The sequence below is a fragment of the Sphingopyxis bauzanensis genome (assembly GCF_002205675.1).
Taxonomy (GTDB): Bacteria; Pseudomonadota; Alphaproteobacteria; order Sphingomonadales; family Sphingomonadaceae; genus Sphingopyxis; species Sphingopyxis bauzanensis.
Genome location: NZ_NISK01000002.1, coordinates 901,555 through 918,716, shown reverse-complemented (window position 1 = coordinate 918,716; position 17,162 = coordinate 901,555). Strand labels below are relative to the sequence as shown.

Here is a 17,162-nt window from a genome sequence, read left to right as displayed (position 1 = left end):
CATGCCCTGCCGCGCGCGCTCACCCAAATCCTCCGCGCAAAAGGCCGGCGGTTCGCAGAACCGTCCGGCGAAGAAGGGAGCTGGAACATGGCTGGCAGGATGATGGCCGCGCTGGCGGCGCTATGGATTTCGAGCTTCGCCGCGCCGGCGCTCGCGCAAGACGAGCACACGAGCGGCGCGGACTTCGAACGCGGCGAGGGCAACGACGATTTCTACTGTGGCGAGCGGCGGCTTGGACAATGGTTCTATTGCTCGAAGCCAAAGCCGCGGCTGCAGAACGCGCCTGACACTCCGCCGCCGGAGCGAAGCGCGGTGGAACGGCTGGCGGCGGTCACGCGCGAACTCGATGAGCTCAAAGCCCGGGCGATCCTCGATCCCTCCGAGGAGAATGTCATCGCCTATGTCCGTTTCCAGCGGGAGCAGCTCGATCGGGCGTCAACCTTTTCCGATACTTGGCAGCGCGCTTTATGGCAGAAGCCCGAGCTCGACTATACGCTGCAGCGCCCGGTTTCGAGTGTCGGCAAAAGGGCCTGGCTCGACAACCGCCGCGCCGATCGCGACGGAGTGCTCGCGAACCTGAGCCAGCGCTACGGTCTCTTCTATTTCTACGCGCAGAGCTGTGGCGCATGCGACATCTTTTCGCCGATCCTCCGCTCGGTCGCCGATAGCCACCACATTACCGTGATGGCCGTCTCGATGGACGGCGGTCCGAGCCGCGAGTTTCCGGGATATGTCGTCGACGCAGGCCAGCGCGCGCGCATGGGGGTCGGCGGCAACGAGACGCCGGCGCTGGTGCTGTTCGACACGCTGACCAAGCGAACGATTCCGGTCGGCTACGGCATTTTGAGCGCCGAGGAGATCATGGATCGCATCTTCGCGCTGACCAACACCAAGGTGGGGAGTGACTATTGATGGGGAAGGATCGCCGTAGCGGCCTGTGGCGCCGCATCCTACGCTCGACCTGCGCATGGGCCGGACTTGCCGCGACCGCGAATCTTGCAGTCGCAGGGACCGCGCGCGCCGACGTTGGCGCCGAGATGAACCGCTTCTTCTCCGATGCGGGCGGCGCGGCCAATGTGACGGGCCCCTCCGCTTATGAAGGACAGTCCGCCGGCTATTATTCGCTCGGCAATGTCTGGACGCGCTTTCCCCAGAAAAGCGTGCAGCCGTTCAACCTCCAGCTTCCGAGCGCGCGGGCTGGTTGCGGCGGCATCGATCTTTTCAGCGGCAGCTTCTCGTTCATCAATGCGAGCGAGATTATCGCCATGCTGAAGGCGACGGCGAACAACGCCCTCGGGTTCGCCTTCAAGCTGGCTATCGATTCCGTCTCGCCTGAGATCGGCAAGGTCATGGACGAGTTCAGCCAGAAGGCGCAGCTCCTCAACCAGATGAACATTTCGAGCTGCGAAACGGCGCAGGCGCTCGTCGGAGGTATCTGGCCGCAGATGGAGACGACGCGCGCGACGATCTGCGAGGCGGTGGGCAACAGCCAGGGCGTCTTCTCCGACTGGGCGGCGGCGCGCCAAGGCTGCAACAATGGCAATCGCCGCGATGCGACGATCGCGGGCAACAGCGACGCGGCGATGAAGGAGCAGCTCGTCGGCGAGCCGCACAACTACACTTGGGAGGCCCTCCAGAAGTCGGCAAAGTTCGGAGCCTTCGACAAGGGCTTCTCCGAATATATTATGACGTTGGTGGGCACGGTTGTGACGTCGCCTTCATCCGACCCGAGCGTCGGCGGCAGGGTGGTCATGTTCGGGCCAGCCGAGGAAGCGGTGGTGACAGCGCTGTTGGACGGCACGGCCGATGCGCCGCCGGTCAAGATCCTGCGCTGCAACGACACCAATTGCTATGATGTCGGGGAGCAGACGCTGTCGGTGCCGGCGTCGGCTGCGCTCAGGCCGCGGATCGAGGCGATGATCCGTTCGATGAGCGACAAGATCCGCTCGGACACGCCGCTCGACGCGGCGGAGAAGCAGCTTCTGAACCTCGCAACGATCCCGCTCTACAAGATCCTCGCTGTCCAGGCCTATGCCCATTACGCGCTGACGCAGGGCGAGATTCAGACGCTTTCGGAGATCGTCGCGGTCGACCTGCTGTCGGCGATGCTCGACAATATGCTCGACCGGGTCGAGCAGGCGAAGGTCCACTACCAGACGTTCGATCAGGAGACCGCCGCGCAGTGGCGCCAGCAGATCGCGTCCACCCGCGCGAAGTTCGGGCAGCGCGACGTGAAGCTCAACAACAAGCTGCAGGTCACCATGCAGATCATCGATCGCAGTATCATGCTGGAATCGACGCTCCAGAATTCGATGACGCCCGGAATGACCGCCGCGCTGAATTTCTCGCGCGGTCTCAGTGCGCAGGGGCTCCACTAGCCGCGAAAGGGAGTGCGATGCTTGAGGTCTTCACGGTCGGCGGCGGCGAGTATCTCGTCAACACCTTCAACGCGGTTGCGGCCTGGTCGGGGGGAGGGGGCTACAAGTCCCTGATCCGCGTCGTGATGGTCATGGGCCTCATCTATTCGCTGCTCGTCGTGACCTTCACGCTGAATTATCGGGTCTGGCTCAACTGGTTCCTTCAGGCGACCGCCATCTATCTCTGCCTGATGGTGCCGACCGTCGACATCAAGGTGACCGACCGCATCAACCCCGCCCTCGCGCCGGCGACTGTCGACAATGTCCCGTTGGGTCTCGGCCTTCTCGCCAGCCTCACGACGCAAATGGGCGACTGGCTGACGCGCACCGCGGAGACGGTGTTCGTGATGCCGAACGAGCTCAACTACAGCAGCAACGGTATTGTCTATGGCGCGCGGTTGTTCGACGCGACACGCAATTTCATCGTTCGCGACGCCGAGTTTTCGACGAACCTTGAAAATCACTTCAAGAAATGCCTGTTCGGCGATGTGATGCTCTACCAGAAGTCGCTGACCGAACTCGCGAAGGCCACCGATCTCTGGACGACCGTCGGGCCCGGCTCGGAAGCGCGGTCACAGCAATGGCTCGAGCGCCAGCGCGACGGCACTGTGCGCAGCTACATCCTGACCTGCCGCCAGGCCTATCAGTCGCTCTATGCGCAATGGGGGCCGATGATCGAGGCCAACGCGCCGCTCTGGGGACGGGAGGCCTATCCCCGGTTGAGCAACGCGCTGGCGGCCGACAAGCTGAAACATGATGTCCCGATTGCGAGCGCGGCCTTCACGGGGGCCGGTGGAAGCTTTGCGGAGGTGATGCGGCAGAACACGGCGATCAATGCCTTCACCGCGGCGCGCAACAGCATGTCCGGCAGCACTGGCGCGGCGGCGATCGACACGTTCGCCCAGACGCGCGCTGACATCCAGGCGCGCAACACCTATGGTTCGATCGCCCAGCAGGCGATGGCCTGGGTCCCGATCCTCAACATCGTGCTCACCGTTGTGTTCTTCGCGATGTTCCCGGTCATCTTTCCGCTGTTTTTGATGCCGCAGACCGGGGTCGCGGCGCTCAAGGGCTATGTGACGGGCTTCTTCTATCTGGCAGCCTGGGGTCCGCTTTATGTAATCCTGCACATGATCTGCATGACGCGCGCGACGTCGGCCGCAAATGGCGTAGCCGGCGGGGGCGTGACTTTGGGGAGCTATGCCGGGATCGGCGCGGTCAACGCCGAGACAGCGACGATCGCCGGATTCATGCTGATGAGCGTGCCGTTCCTCGCTGCCGGGCTGGCGCGCGGCGCGATGTCGATTGCCGGGCATTCGATGTCGATGCTGGCGCCCGCGCAGAATGCCGCGGAGGCCGCCGCGCTGGAGCAGACGACGGGCAATTATTCCTACGGCAATGCGAGCTGGGCAAATTCGACAGCGAACATGCGCCAAGCCGATCAATGGACCACCGCGCCCAGCTATATGGGCGGTGCGCCCAGCGTCGGATGGCGGCAGGACAATGGCGCGACCGTCAGCGGGTTCGGCAACGGACAGGAGGTGTTCGATACTGGCGCAGCCATCTCGCGGCTTGGGTTCACGGCGACGATGACATCCGGTTCTGTGGCCGAGCAGCGGGAGGTGTCAGGCTTCACGGATCGACTGTCGAGAGCCGTCGAGAACTCGGTTTCACAGTCGCTTTCGGCGAGCCACACCAATCGTAGCACGTTCGGGACCTCGACCGAGCGAAGCGCCGGGTGGGACTCGGGCTCTGGCTGGGAGACACGCAGTGGGACCGATCAGTTCGACAAGAAGAGCACCACTAGTTCGGAAGGAAACATTGAGAGTTCCACGATCAGTCAGCGACAGGGTATCGCGCAGAGCCACGACCGCCAAGCCCAGGTGACCGATCAAGTCGGAGGAACGATCTCGGGTGGTCTTGGCGGTGGGAGTATAAGGGGTGGCGGCGGCGCCTCTTCAAACTTGGGCCTCAGCGTTTCCAAATCTGGAACGCAGAATGACAGTCTGAACCACGGTGCGTCCGAGGCGCGGTCGGTTGATTCCGGCAGCATGTCTTCGAGGGGCGTGAATGACGAGCATTCCAATGGCGCCGGGGCATCGATGTCGGATTCGCAATATGAGAGGGGTGGAAGCTTCTCCCGGGCATCGACGACCACCTCTTCGTCGGTCGGGACGGAAGACTCGCTGTCTCTTGCGCAAAGCCATTCAAAGGTTGCGCGCCGTTTGAAAGAGATTTCCGAACAGCTGTCGAACGATGCCTCCTATTCCGAGACTCATGGCATGCAGCTTAGCGAAAATCTGAGCCAAGAGCTCGCGCAATGGTATCGCACCGAGCAAGCTGAGAACCCGGGGCTTGATGCGCCGGAGCTCTGGGCAACCGTCGTGTCGCCACAGCAACGACTTGTACGTCAGGAAATGATCGAGCGCTGGCGAGAGGACTATATGGCGTCGGTGTACGCTGAAGTCTCGGACCTGATGCAAACGCCGGGGCTTGAAGGTATTGAGGCGCCGTCCATTGCGACCGAGGGCGACATCCGTGCGGCCTACCGTCCCCATGGCCTCGGCAGACTTGGCGGCGGACCGGGTGGCGGCAGACCGAGTCCGGCTGCCGCAATCATTGAGGAAGGCCGGGTCGACCTCCAGGGCAGGAAGGCCGTGGCGCAGACCATGCGCGGCCAATACATCGAAGGTGCGTCTGATTTACGTCAACAGGTCGAAGAGGGCCGCGATCACGGCTTCTTCCACGATCCAAAGCTCAGAGACTGAGAGCTACAACACCCAGAACATGTAGACCACGAGGGAGAGCAGTAGGCCGTAGGAGATCATGCTCCCGACATTCTTGGGTTCTACGTCGCCCCAGTCTTCATGGGGCAGTGGGTCCGGTGTGATCGGCTGGATCGTCGTGACCCTGTCCTCGTCCCAAGTGATTGGTCGAACGGGGTAGGGGCTTGAAGGGTGCCCAGGGTGCCACCTTGCATCGCTCCAGTGAAGATAGGACGGCGTGTCGATGAACGGATCGTGAGGCTTGAAATCATAGTCTTCCAAGCCGCTCGGTAGATGACCGGAGCGAAAGAGATCATCGTCGGACATAACGATGTAAATTAGCACGGATTTCTTAGCGCTTCAACGGCTGGCTACAGCTCTATTGGCGCCCGAGTCTCTGTCTGTTATGCCGAGCCTGCGCTGCGCAAACGGCGGCGCCGGGACTGGTAATCCCGTCGAGAATAAGCCCCCTCGGAAGCCACGGTTTCCCGGGGTGCCGTCGCGTATGTACAGGCCCTCGGGCTAAAGGCGGCGGCGCATGCTCGACATGTTACCAGCCCCGGCGGCTCCCGCGCCCAGCGCGCGGGAGTTCGGGTCCTATCGCATCCACCCTGTCTCCCGCGTCGCATCCGGATGCGAGGGAGAAGACGATGAGCGTACCTCATTTCGACAATCCGGTGTCCACACCTATTTCCGCGATCCCCGCTGCTGAACTGACCCAGGAAAGCAGCGCTTCGTGCCTTGCTGCGCTTCACCTCAAACATGGGGATGCGCCAGTCACGCTTCGACGCACGGACGAGGGACGCGCGCTGAGCCGGGCGCGATATCGAGATGCGGCTGCGTCCTTGATCACCTTCGGTCTGCAAGCGCGAACGACCGAGGGCATGCTCTATCGCGCCGGCATCATCGCACAGGCCGGCCTCAGCGCCCATCTGCTCGATGTTGGCTTCGATGACGATTGGTGTGCGAAGTATATTCGGCACAATATCGAAAAGGCGCTCGCCTATTCGAACGCGAGCGGACTGGGGTGGGAGCGCAGCGAAATGCAGCGCCTGGCCGAGATACTCTCGCCGTACTGGAAATGGAATCGCGTCGCGATCTGGCACCGCGAGCGCCCGGACGACGGAGGTTTTACAACGGACGAAGTGACGATCCTGCTCCTAGCGCTTCTGGATCAGGTCCGAGCGGTGACGGGACATCGCGCGTGGCGTTGACGTCGCGGCCTTGGAGATTGGAATTTGTGAGATAGATATACTCAGAGCGTATTTCTGCGACATTTTTCAATATGACGGTTCCAGCTTGCTTCTCAAGGGACCGGTCCGCGTCGGTTCCTGCAGCCTGCGAAGGGCGCGGATGGCGCGCCCTTCGCAGGAATTCGAAGAAGATCATGCTCCTTGATGGAAATCAATTAGTCATATATGATGCGGTATGAATTTTTATCTGTCGTATTTGGATAATTGATATGAGCTCACCGAAATCAATGTCAGCCCTCAAGAGGCTTGGTGAAGATGTCCGTGGCGCACGCTTGCGGAGGGGCATCGCTATGGCCGATCTGGCGGTGCGTGCTGGTACGTCGCCGAGCAGCGTCGCGCGCCTTGAGAAGGGGGATCCCGGCGTGGCCATCGGTACGCTCGCCGATGTCCTAGTTGTACTGGGGCTCGTGGAACGGTTGGCCGATCTGATCGATATCAGGAAGGACGACCTGGGTCTGGCGTTGGCCAACGAACGGTTGCCGCGCCGCGCAAGGTCATTCGCGACCACGCTGCGCAGGCAGAAGGCCAAGGAAGGGTCCCCGCAGGACGGAGCAGATGTCGTCGATCCGGACGGCGCGGCCTTCTGATGCCCGACTATACAGCCCAGGTCGTTCTCGGAGAGAGCCTGACGCCCGTCGGTCGATTGCGCTTCACGCAGACCGGGCCTCGGCAGTTCTCGACCTTCTCCTATGACCCGGCCTGGATCGAGAATCCTCGCGCCTTTGCTGTACAGCCGAGCTTGCCGTTTGAAGATGGACCATTTCACACGTCCGGCCAGCCCGGGAACATGCGTGACGCACTGGCCGGTGTTTTTGCCGACGCGGCGCCGGACAGTTGGGGCCGCAGGCTTCTCGAACGCGCCTACGGCAACTGCCTTTCCGAATATGAATATCTGACATTGTCTGACGACACTTGCAGACAGGGCGCGCTGCGCTTCCTCGACGACGCCGGAAAGATCATTCGCGGCGCAGCGGCCGACGCGGTGCCGCGCCTGGTCGACCTGCAGGCGATCACCGCCATCGCGCGAGCCTATGAGCAGGGCAAGGAGATTTCCGCCGAGGAGATGCAGGCACTTGCCGGTGCCGGCGGTTCCGGGGGCGCGCGTCCCAAGGCCAATGTGCGGGATGGCGCCGCGCTCTGGCTCGCCAAATTCACATCGGTTCACGACCAACAGCCGATCGAGCGCGTTGAGGTTGCGACGCTTCGCCTGGCTCGCGCCTGCGGCATCCGCACACCGGAGGTTAGGTTGGAGTTGTCCGACACGCCATTCCCGGTGGCGCTGGTCCAGCGGTTCGATCGGCGCGGAACCGCGCGCATTCCTTACATTTCAGCGCGCACGGCTCTGGGAAAGACAGGCACCGAGCTCGGCTCCTACACAGAGATCGTCGACTTCATGCGGGCAAACGCTGCCAATGCGCAGGACGACTTTCGTGAACTCTTCCTGCGTCTGATCTTTACCATCCTAGTGTCGAACAAGGATGACCATCTAAAGAACCACGGCTTCCTCTATGTGGGATCGGGTCGCTGGCGCCTTTCTCCGGCTTTCGATGTGAACCCTGCACCTGATCGCAACCCTCATCTCGAAACGGCAATTCTGGAGGGCGGCGCGCATGACCGATCGATCCGCCTAGCCCTCGAGGCCTGCGAATTCTTCGAGATCACTCCGGCTGACGCACGCCAGATGATCCGTGAGACGGCGCGCCGTGTCTCCGAAGAGTGGCGTGAAGGATTGCGCGAGGTTGGCGTCTTCGGTGCTGTGGCGCGCGAGTATGAAGCCGCCTTTGTCCACGAGCAGACCGAGCTCGCCCTAGCCATTTAATCATCAGATAAGCGAGAAATTCAGGATTAATCTGTCATATATGAACGGTTGTTTGATACCAATGAGACGTGGATCAAACGATGATGGGCTTTCGCAATCTCCCAGACGGCTTAAAGCCACAGCCGGAACCTGTGGCGCGATTGGGGATACCGGACTCATAAGCACGAGAAAACTCCGGTAGGCAAACTGGCCCGCGCGCTCAGCGAGATAGGAAAAGGCAAACGGGGTCGGCGCGCGCTGTAGCCCCTCGCCCGACAGGTCGAACACGGGATCGTCGGGAGGTCGGCGGTGAGCCAAGCGAGTGTGTTTGGCCTCCAGCTCGACGCGACCAGATTGTTCTGCGCGCTAAACTTGTCCAACCGGTTGGACTGGGAGCGCGCAGAGATGAGGCGTCGAGCCGAACGCGACGCCGTACTGTGCATTGAACCGCGTCGCGATCTGGCGCCGCAGACGCCCGGACGACGGCGGCTTTGCAGTGGATGAAGTGAGGATCCTGATTCTGGCGCTTCTGGATCAGGCACGGTCCGTTACGGGGCATCGCGCTTGGCGGTGACCATCGCGGCTCAGAATATTGGAATTTGTGAGATAGATATACCAAGAGGATATTTGGGCGACATTTTTCAATATGACGCCGCCCGCTTGTTTCTTAAGGGAAAGGCCCGACGCGACGACGCGACAGCAGGACTTGCGCGCGTTTCTGACAGGTCGACCAGCAGCGCCGCTGCAAGAAATTCTTGAAACTTCCATATTTTGGAAGTATCTGGAATTATATGTCCGCCTTGGCTCAACAGCTTTCAACCACAGGGATCGCCAATCGCGTCTTCAGCGAGCGACAGCTCGGCGAATTTCTCGGCGGCAGTGACGCGCGCCGTTATGGCGTGGTCAACCGGGCCTTGCGAGATGGATCGCTCATTCGTCTGAAGCGTGGCGCTTACGTCCTCGGCCAGCGATATCGCAGCAATTCCATCCATCCTTTTACCATTGCTCAGGGCCTCGTCGCCGGCAGTTATATTTCGTTCGAAAGCGCCTTGGCATACCACGGATGGATTCCTGAAGCCGTCTTTGTAACGGCAAGCGTCTCGCCGGGCCGCAAGACGATGCGCTTCGAAACGTCCGCCTTCGGTACGTTCAGCTTTCATCCGCTAGCAATCGAGGATTATCATTTTTTGACGGCGATCGACCGTGTTTCCTTCGAAAAGACGTCAGCCTTCATTGCCCAGCCGCTTCGGGCGCTGATGGATCTTGTCGCCTTGCGGAAGGAGCGATGGTCGGGCATCGAATGGCTTGTCCGCGGCATGCGTCTCGACGAGGAACTGCTGTTGGCGCTCACGCCGAAAGACTTCGCGGCATTGAAGCCGGTCTACAAGCACAAGGCAGTCCGGGAATTCCTGGCGGCGCTCGAAAACGCAGTGACGAAAAAACCTCCGGAACGGCTAGCGAATGATTAACATCATCAAGGAAAAGCTGCGGCAATATGGTGCGGAGAATGCGCTCGAGGAGGAAAATGCCGTCAAGGAAATCCTCCAGGAAATTGCGCTCTATGCGCTCTGGCGGGCAGACTTCTTCGACGTCGCGCTTTTCCAGGGTGGTACGAGCCTCCGCATCCTTCATGGCTTGCCGCGCTTTTCGGAAGATCTCGACTTTCTGCTGCGCGCGCCGGACCCTGAATTCGATTGGACGCCGTATCTGAACGCATTGACCGACGTGGTCGGCCAATTCGGTCTGAAGCTCGACGCCCAGGCCCGGCCGGGAATGGACAAGGCTGTCCGTCAAGCGCTGCTCAAAAACGATTCCATCGCCAGCCAGCTGGATCTTTCGTTCGCTGGCACCGGCCGTCCCAAGACCGTTCGCATCAAGCTGGAGATCGACGTCAATCCACCACTGGGGTCTGGCGAGGCGACGACATATCTCGATTTTCCGGCTGACTATGAAGTCCGACACCAGGACCTTGCGTCCAATTTTGCCCTCAAAATCCATGCGCTGCTTTGTCGCGGGTTCCTCAAGGGTCGCGACTGGTTCGACTTCTCCTGGTACATCTCGCGCGGCGTGGCGCCCAACCTCGCGCTTCTGCGCAACGCTTTGCTTCAGGCGGGCCCTTGGGCCGGCGACCAGGGTATCGCTGTCGATATGCCTTGGCTGAAAGAAGCGCTGTTCGCCGCGATCCGGCACATCGACTGGAAGGAGGCGGCGGCCGACGTCGCGCGCTTCCTTCGTCCAGCCGATCTCAAGTCGGTCGATTTGTGGAGCGAGCGTTTCTTCGACGCCAAGGTGGAAAAGCTCGCTGCAATGGCCGGCGGACCTGCCGGTGCATGATTGTCCACCCCCGAAGGCAGCGCTGGCCAGTTGGCTCAAGGCGTATGGAACGGTCGAGGGCGGCAATTACGGACACCTTCTGCTGGAGCAACAGGCGGAGAGTGATGATACACTGCTGAGTGCGTTGCGGCCCTATTTTGAATCGGCTCATCTCGACGCGCGCGAGCATTTCCACCGCAAGATCGGGATCAGCCTCCATCCCGACTCAGCCGCGACGACGACGGTTAATTATCCCAGCTGCCTGCCGACAAAAGCGCTCCGCGGGCTTTTCGGCGAGGCCATGGCTGGATTGGTCACCGAAGCCTATCAGGATGAATTTGTCGGGGGCCATGTCTGGCAAGTGCCGATCTTCCTGTTCCGCGAACATGACGACGTCGAGAAATATCTCTGGGCACTCCGTTACGACCCGGAGCGAGTCCGGGAAATCTATGGTCGCCACGGCACCGATTTCGTCGCGATTTCGCTCAACAACGACCGCGAGGTCGTCAGGGTCATCGCGGGTGAGGCCAAATGGCGCAAAAGCCTGACAGAGTCCACGGTGGCGGCCTTGCTCCTCGGCCCGAAGGTTCGGAATGAAGAGACGGGTGTATTGGCGCATACGGGCAAGGGCATCTGGTATGAACTCAATCGCGACACCGCGATACCGCATGGCCTTCGCCAACTGCAGTTCGTTCTCGAGCAGCGCGACCGGGAAGGACATGCCGATATCATCCTGTCGATCGACCGCGCGGTTCTCAACCTGGGCCCCCCGCCCGAGCGTACGGACCTTGTGATCATCTGCGGCAACGGCGCCGCCAAACGCGAGAGGGCGGATCCTTTGATCGCCTGGGAACAGCCGCCCTCGGAATATCGGGCGGGCCGCGACCTGCAAATCGTCGAGGTCATTCTTGAAAGAGGGGATGTCCTGATCGACGCGCTCTACGCCTCCCTGTGGAGCACGCCGTAATGGCGGCGCGCGACGAGGAACGACTGGCCCTGGCCGAGCAGGTCCGCCAATCACTTGCGATCGAGAACGCGCTGACGCGGCCACAGGCACGCGCCTATGTTCGCTGCTTGCAGTCGACGTGGCAGGTGCCGACGATCGCCTGGGCGGAGCACGAGTCCGCCGGGCAACTTAATGACGCGCGCCGGCTTTTGCACGCCGCCCATATCTTCAGCGTCATCGAAGGCGCGGAATCGCCGCGAGCAATCGACTGCTACCGGCGTACCGGCGAAATTCTCGAATGGCTGTCTCGGGCCGAGGACGGCACACGTCACATCGTTCCGATCGAGCTGTTGGCAGCGGGCGCGTATCAACTCGGTGGCCTCCCCGCAATGGCCGCGGGATTGCTCGATCAGGTCGAGAGTGAGCATGACGGCGTGCGGCTCTACGCGAGCTTCCTTCGCGCCGACCTCGACGATGCGGTCCGCCGCGCAGGGCGATTCTGGCGTCGGCACCCGGACCTCACATCGACCGACGCCGACAGCGCGATCCTCGCAGCGATGCGTGGCGGCGACGAAGCGCCGGGCGTTATGTGGGCAGTCACCGTTGAGCTGGTCCGCTGTGTCGGGCTGATCGCCGACAGCATTCGCCGCGGGGATGACGTGCGGCTCGCCCGGGCGCTCGAAAAGCTCCATGCCCTCGATGAACTCGCCCACCGGATGTTCAGCCACGATGCCGCGCTGGTGATCTCGCTGATGCGGCAGGTCGCCGATCGCTATGCGAGCGCATCGATCTTCAATCCGATGCGCCGGCTAGCAGCGTTGCGCCCGGAGCGCTCGGGGCGCCTTCTTCGGTACGCGCGCGACCAATTTAGCCGGGGGCGGGGCATCTTGTGGACTTCGCAGCTCCACGGCATCGAGCGCCTTCTGCACACCTCGAGCTTTGCCCTATGTACACCTACCGGATCAGGCAAAACGCTCGTCGCAAACCTCGCGCTCATCAAGGAACTGTTGCTGCGCGACCACGACGACGGTCTCGGACCGCTTGCGCTCTACATCGTGCCGTCCCGCGCACTGGCCGGCGAGGTCGAGGCCAAGCTCAGCTCGGAGTTGCGCGGCGACGTCATCGTCACCGGTCTCTACGGCGGTGCCGACTGGGGCATCACGGACGTGTGGCTGACCAGCGAGGAGCCCGTGGTCCTGATCGTGACCGTCGAGAAGGCCGACGCGCTGCTTCGGTATCTTGGCAGCATCCTGCTCACGCGGCTGACCCTGCTCATCATTGACGAAGCCCATCAGGTCGTACCCGAGGCCAACGAAGCGACGGCCGTCAGCTTTTCGGATCACAGCAACCGCTCTCTTCGCCTGGAAAACCTCGTATCGCGCATCTTGGCTCGGCGACCCGATGTCACACGGATCGCGTTGACGGCCGTTGCGGGTGGTGCCTCGGGCCCCGTGGCGCGCTGGATCGAAGGCGATCCCGATGCCGATGCGGTCGGCGTGCGATATCGCAGTACGCGTCAGGTCATCGGCGTTCTGGAAACCTCGCCCGGCACATCGGGACAAATTCTGCTCGACCTGATGAACGGCAAACCCCTGTACCTAAAGGGTCAGGAAAATCCCGTATATTTGCCCTTGCGCTACGAGGCGATGCCACAGCTGCCGTCACAATGGCGCAACAGCCTCAACCGCTTCAATTCGCTCACTGTGCTCTGGACCGCCTTGCATCTGGCGCGAGAAGACCAGCGCATCTTGATTTCGGTAGCGCAGGAGCCGGAGCAGACGATGCGATGGTTCAAGGAAGCCCTCGAGCTGGATGCGTGGGACGCAATCGTCGATTTCGAGCCGCCCGGAGCGCGTCTGGGCGAGCGGTTTGAAGAAGCATGCGCGGCTTGCCGCGATTATTGCGGTCCGGATTCATTCGAACTCTTTCTGCTCGAACGGGGTATCGCCACAAGCCATGGGCAAATGCCGCAGCGCTTGCGCCGCCTCATGGTGGAGATGATCGACAAGAAAATCTGCCCCATCACGGTGGCGACCGCGACGCTAACCGAAGGGGTCAATCTTCCATTTGATCTGATTTTCTTGACCTCGCTCAAGCGTCGGTCCTGGGATCCCGTCGAAGAAGAACCGGTCGTCATCCCTTATACGACTGCGGAATTTCGAAACCTTGCCGGGCGGGCAGGGCGACCCGGGGCTTCGCGCGGGATCGAGGGCATGACTCTCGTCGCCCTGCCTCTACGTCCGTCCACTACCGCCAATGGCCCGCGCCCGACGCAGCAACGGCAATTGCGTGAATGGGCGGATGAATATGACAAGCTGAGACAACAGCTCCTAGCCGAGGAACAGGAACTCGGCGGTGCAGAAAGCCCCCTCGCGCTGCTTCTCAACCGGATCTGGGAGAAGGCGCGAGATGTGCTTGGCATTACGCCCGACGCTTTTATGGATTGGCTGGAAAAGACGGCGCCGGGTGACGTAAGCGCAGACGCCGGTGCTGGCGCGACCGGCGCGAGAGCGCGCATCGCAGATGCCATGGATGAACTCGACTCGGTCTTGCTGACTGCGATTGCCGAGAGCGAGGAGGGCAGCGCCGCGCCGATGGATCGCGCGCGCGCCGAGGCGGAGATGCGCGAGTTGTGGGCAAGAACCTTTACCGCGGTGGCTCGCGAGCAGGAAGATTGGCTCGAATCCGCCTTCATCCGGCGTGGCGCCGGGATCGTCGAACACCTCTATCCCGACGCGGATGAGCGTCTCCGGCTCTATCACTACGGGTTCACGCCGGTGATCGGTCGGCGATTTGAGGCGGTGGCTGAGAAAATTCGCGCTTTGTTGGCCGATGCGACCGAGTATGGCGACCTCTCCGCGAAAGATCGGATCGATATCTTCGAAGCGATTGGCAACCTGCTCGAGGGTGACAAGGGGTTCGGCTTTCGTGTCCGGGCAACGATTGGCGATCAGGCCATTCTTGACCAATGGAATGACGTCCTCGGTTGGTGGATGGCTGAGCCTGGTGCAAGGGCCCCCGAGGCGGATGATCTTCGTGTCTGGCAGCGCTTCGTTGCGGACAATCTCGAATATCGGCTGGGCGTCGCGGTCGGCGCCGTCGTAGCTAAGGCATGGTCGGACGGCGCGCCCGATGCGACGACCACGCCAATGCTGGGTGAATGGAAGCAGACGGCCGGCCTGCCGTGGTTCGGCTTCTGGGCTCGCGAGCTTCTGCGCTGGGGCACCCATGATCCTTTCGTCGCATTCTGTCTTTCGCAAGGGCTCGCCCAGACGAGGGAGGCCGCGGCCCAACGCCGCCCGGCGTTTGAAACCTGGCTCGACGACGAAATAGATGACGTCGTCGCAGAAGATCGGATCGATCCGCAGCATTTTCAGCAGTGGCAAACCAGCCTGGCTCGGCACGAACCGGATGCTCCGGAGCAGGAATCGATCGACGCGCGATTGACCGGCACCGACGGCAGAAACCGCCGCTATGCCGTCGTCGCTGTGAGGGATGGAGATGATACGCGCTGGCTGGACCCCGCAGGCTTCGAACTGGCCGTGTCCAAAGCCCAAACACCCTCCGGCTCACGACTCTTTCGAAGTGACTTCGAGCTGCGAACCGCCGGCAATCGTGCTGGTGTTGTTCGGGTCTTCCGTCCCGCTTGATTGACGCTTGGAAGGCGGAGTCGCTTGGCGATTGCTCACAGCGGTGGCGAACGCACTCGTCATGACTGCGACAACCCGTCACTTGACTGGCAATGGACATGGCGGCGTACTGACCACCCGTACGTCATTCTTATTTGCCGGATGAGCTGAGGTCGCCAGCCGCAGCAAAGATGGCTTTAAGCAATTTGAGCGGACAGATTGGCACCTTACGCGATCCTGGCGGACATTTTTGTTCCTGTCGCGGTGTTTATGTGATAGTGGCCTATGCGACCGTAGCGGACAGATTGCACTCTTACGCGACCCTGGCGGACATTTTGGCAACCAGAGCAAACCCAAGGCGGCAATGGCGGACATTTATTTCACTGGTACGGGCGACGAAGCAGCGGATCGCAAGATCCGCCGGGATCTTGCCGCCGGCAAGCTGCAACGTGTGGCGCAGGGAGTATATATCGACCCCGGCACAGAAACGGTCGAAGGGGTAATCCTGCGGAACTGGACCAAGATCGCCGCCCACCTTGTGCCTGATGGCGTCGTTACGGATCGCTCCGGAATTGAAGCGCGGCCGTTCCGAGACACCCCAGACCATGTGCCCATCCTGTTCATGAGCGCTCCCCGCAGCCGCGCCAAAATCAAACTCCCCGGCTTGGAGATCGGCATTCGTCAAGGCGCTGGTCCGGTCGCGGAGGACATCCCTTTTCTGGGAACCCATCTCGCTAGCGAAGCACGGCGTCTACTCGATAATATGACACCATCGCGCGCGCGAACCGGCCCAGCTCGGACCCTTGGTCCGGACGTCGTCGAGAAGCGTCTGGATAGCTTATGCACAACTCACGGGGTCAGCCACCTCAATGTGATCCGGGACAACGCCCGTGCAATTGCGCCATTGATCGGCCGCGAGAAGGAGTTTGATGCTCTCGACGCGATGATCAGCATGTTGATGCAAACCCGCGAGGGCAAGGCACTCACTTCACAGGGCCAAGCCCGCGTTGACGGGTCGCCTATCGACCCGGGCTGCATTGGACGCGTCGTCAAGCTCGTCGAATTCCTGCAAACGCGAGCGCCGTTGATCATTCCAAATCCAGACATATCGCCGGAGCGAGGGCGGGCAGGGGCCTTCATGGAAGCTTACTTCTCGAATTTCATTGAGGGAACGGAGTTCGCAATTGGCGAAGCGGTGGAAATCGTGTTCGAAGGCCGGATTCCCGAGAACCGGCCTGCAGACGGGCACGATGTCCTTGGCACATATCTTCAACTCGTCGAACTCGGACAGCGGTCCGCCATTGCAACGGATGCGGACACCTTCATAGACGAAGTGCAGGAACGCCATCGGAATCTGATGACTCAACGGCCCGGTATTCAACCTGGCGTATTAAAGACGAAGCCCAATCAGGCCGGCAACACGGCCTTTGTCCATCCCGACCTGGTCCGCGGAACCTTGCGGGAAGGAGTGAACGTCCTTCGTTCGATCACCGACCCGTTTTCCCGCGCTCTAGTAGTCCATTTTCTCCTGGTCGACGTGCATCCGTTCAATGATGGGAACGGCCGCATCAGCCGGATCATGATGACAAAGGAGCTACTCGCTGCGGGCTTGTCACGGATCATCATTCCCACCGTATTTCGCAGCGACTACTTCGACGCTTTGCGAGCGCTATCGCGGCGCGACGATCCATCGATATTCGTGAGGTCACTGGAATTCTGCCAAAAAGTTACTGCGGCTTGCTCCGCAAGCACGATTGATCAGGCGATCGACGGCTGGGCACGATCATATGGATTCTGCGAGGACAGTCGGAACGCCCGGCTATCGATGCCAAACCCGGCATTGGAAGTCGTCATGCGCAACGGAATAGCTGCGCCCTCAGATTATTGGACTTCAATCGGAGCTAGCAGGCCTCCAGATATCCTCGCCTGAACCTGGATATCTGCGACCCAGAGGACAGGAAGAAACGGGCGCGAGACGCCCTCCAAGCCATGGAGCGCGAACAGCCGCTCGGCCGTAACAATTATCGTCTCCCTCGTGCTC

General features: G+C 61.3%; 12 protein-coding genes. 11 read left to right on the top strand and 1 reads right to left on the bottom strand.

Annotation, left to right across the window (positions count from 1 at the left end):
* The first annotated feature begins 87 nt into the window (after window positions 1–87).
* The 3 genes from CDQ92_RS10830 to CDQ92_RS10820 are packed head-to-tail and all read left to right on the top strand — an operon-like array spanning window position 88 to window position 5,185.
* Window positions 88–912, top strand: a complete 825-nt coding sequence (locus CDQ92_RS10830; protein WP_188682412.1) for a conjugal transfer protein TraF — start codon at window positions 88–90, stop codon at window positions 910–912.
* Window positions 912–2,378: a conjugal transfer protein TraH gene (locus tag CDQ92_RS10825; RefSeq protein ID WP_088441347.1), complete on the top strand. Its 1,467-nt coding sequence runs from the start codon at window positions 912–914 to the stop codon at window positions 2,376–2,378. Before CDQ92_RS10830 ends, CDQ92_RS10825 begins: the two co-directional genes overlap by 1 nt.
* A gap of 17 nt (window positions 2,379–2,395) precedes the next feature.
* Window positions 2,396–5,185 carry a conjugal transfer protein TraG N-terminal domain-containing protein gene (locus CDQ92_RS10820; protein WP_088441346.1) on the top strand — a complete coding sequence of 930 codons (2,790 nt, stop codon included), beginning with the start codon at window positions 2,396–2,398 and terminating at the stop codon, window positions 5,183–5,185.
* A gap of 3 nt (window positions 5,186–5,188) precedes the next feature.
* Here CDQ92_RS10820 and CDQ92_RS10815 read toward each other — a convergent pair whose 3' ends face one another.
* A complete protein-coding gene (locus CDQ92_RS10815) occupies window positions 5,189–5,509 on the bottom strand; it encodes a hypothetical protein (protein ID WP_088441345.1) in 321 nt (106 codons plus the stop codon).
* A gap of 557 nt (window positions 5,510–6,066) precedes the next feature.
* Here CDQ92_RS10815 and CDQ92_RS10810 point away from each other — a divergent pair.
* The 8 genes from CDQ92_RS10810 (at window position 6,067) to CDQ92_RS10775 (ending at window position 17,051) form a co-directional block, all read left to right on the top strand.
* Window positions 6,067–6,396, top strand: coding sequence for a hypothetical protein (locus tag CDQ92_RS10810; protein WP_144035747.1), 330 nt, complete (start codon window positions 6,067–6,069; stop codon window positions 6,394–6,396).
* 248 nt (window positions 6,397–6,644) lie between these two features.
* Window positions 6,645–7,022, top strand: a complete 378-nt coding sequence (locus CDQ92_RS10805; protein ID WP_088441343.1) for a helix-turn-helix domain-containing protein — start codon at window positions 6,645–6,647, stop codon at window positions 7,020–7,022.
* Window positions 7,022–8,254 (top strand): type II toxin-antitoxin system HipA family toxin, encoded by a 1,233-nt coding sequence (locus CDQ92_RS10800; protein WP_088441342.1) that lies wholly within the window; start codon window positions 7,022–7,024, stop codon window positions 8,252–8,254. The genes CDQ92_RS10805 and CDQ92_RS10800 overlap by 1 nt, the downstream gene beginning before the upstream one ends.
* Before the next feature lie 770 nt (window positions 8,255–9,024).
* Entirely contained in the window at window positions 9,025–9,702 is a 678-nt protein-coding gene (locus CDQ92_RS10795) for a type IV toxin-antitoxin system AbiEi family antitoxin domain-containing protein (protein ID WP_088441341.1), read from the top strand.
* A complete protein-coding gene (locus CDQ92_RS10790) occupies window positions 9,695–10,567 on the top strand; it encodes a nucleotidyl transferase AbiEii/AbiGii toxin family protein (RefSeq protein WP_088441340.1) in 873 nt (290 codons plus the stop codon). The genes CDQ92_RS10795 and CDQ92_RS10790 overlap by 8 nt, the downstream gene beginning before the upstream one ends.
* A 289-nt stretch (window positions 10,568–10,856) precedes the next feature.
* Window positions 10,857–11,513, top strand: coding sequence for a hypothetical protein (locus CDQ92_RS10785; RefSeq protein WP_229667508.1), 657 nt, complete (start codon window positions 10,857–10,859; stop codon window positions 11,511–11,513).
* Window positions 11,513–15,142 carry a DEAD/DEAH box helicase gene (locus CDQ92_RS10780; protein WP_088441544.1) on the top strand — a complete coding sequence of 1,210 codons (3,630 nt, stop codon included), beginning with the start codon at window positions 11,513–11,515 and terminating at the stop codon, window positions 15,140–15,142. The genes CDQ92_RS10785 and CDQ92_RS10780 overlap by 1 nt, the downstream gene beginning before the upstream one ends.
* A gap of 343 nt (window positions 15,143–15,485) precedes the next feature.
* Window positions 15,486–17,051 (top strand): Fic family protein, encoded by a 1,566-nt coding sequence (locus CDQ92_RS10775; protein WP_088441338.1) that lies wholly within the window; start codon window positions 15,486–15,488, stop codon window positions 17,049–17,051.
* Window positions 17,052–17,162: the final 111 nt, after the last annotated feature.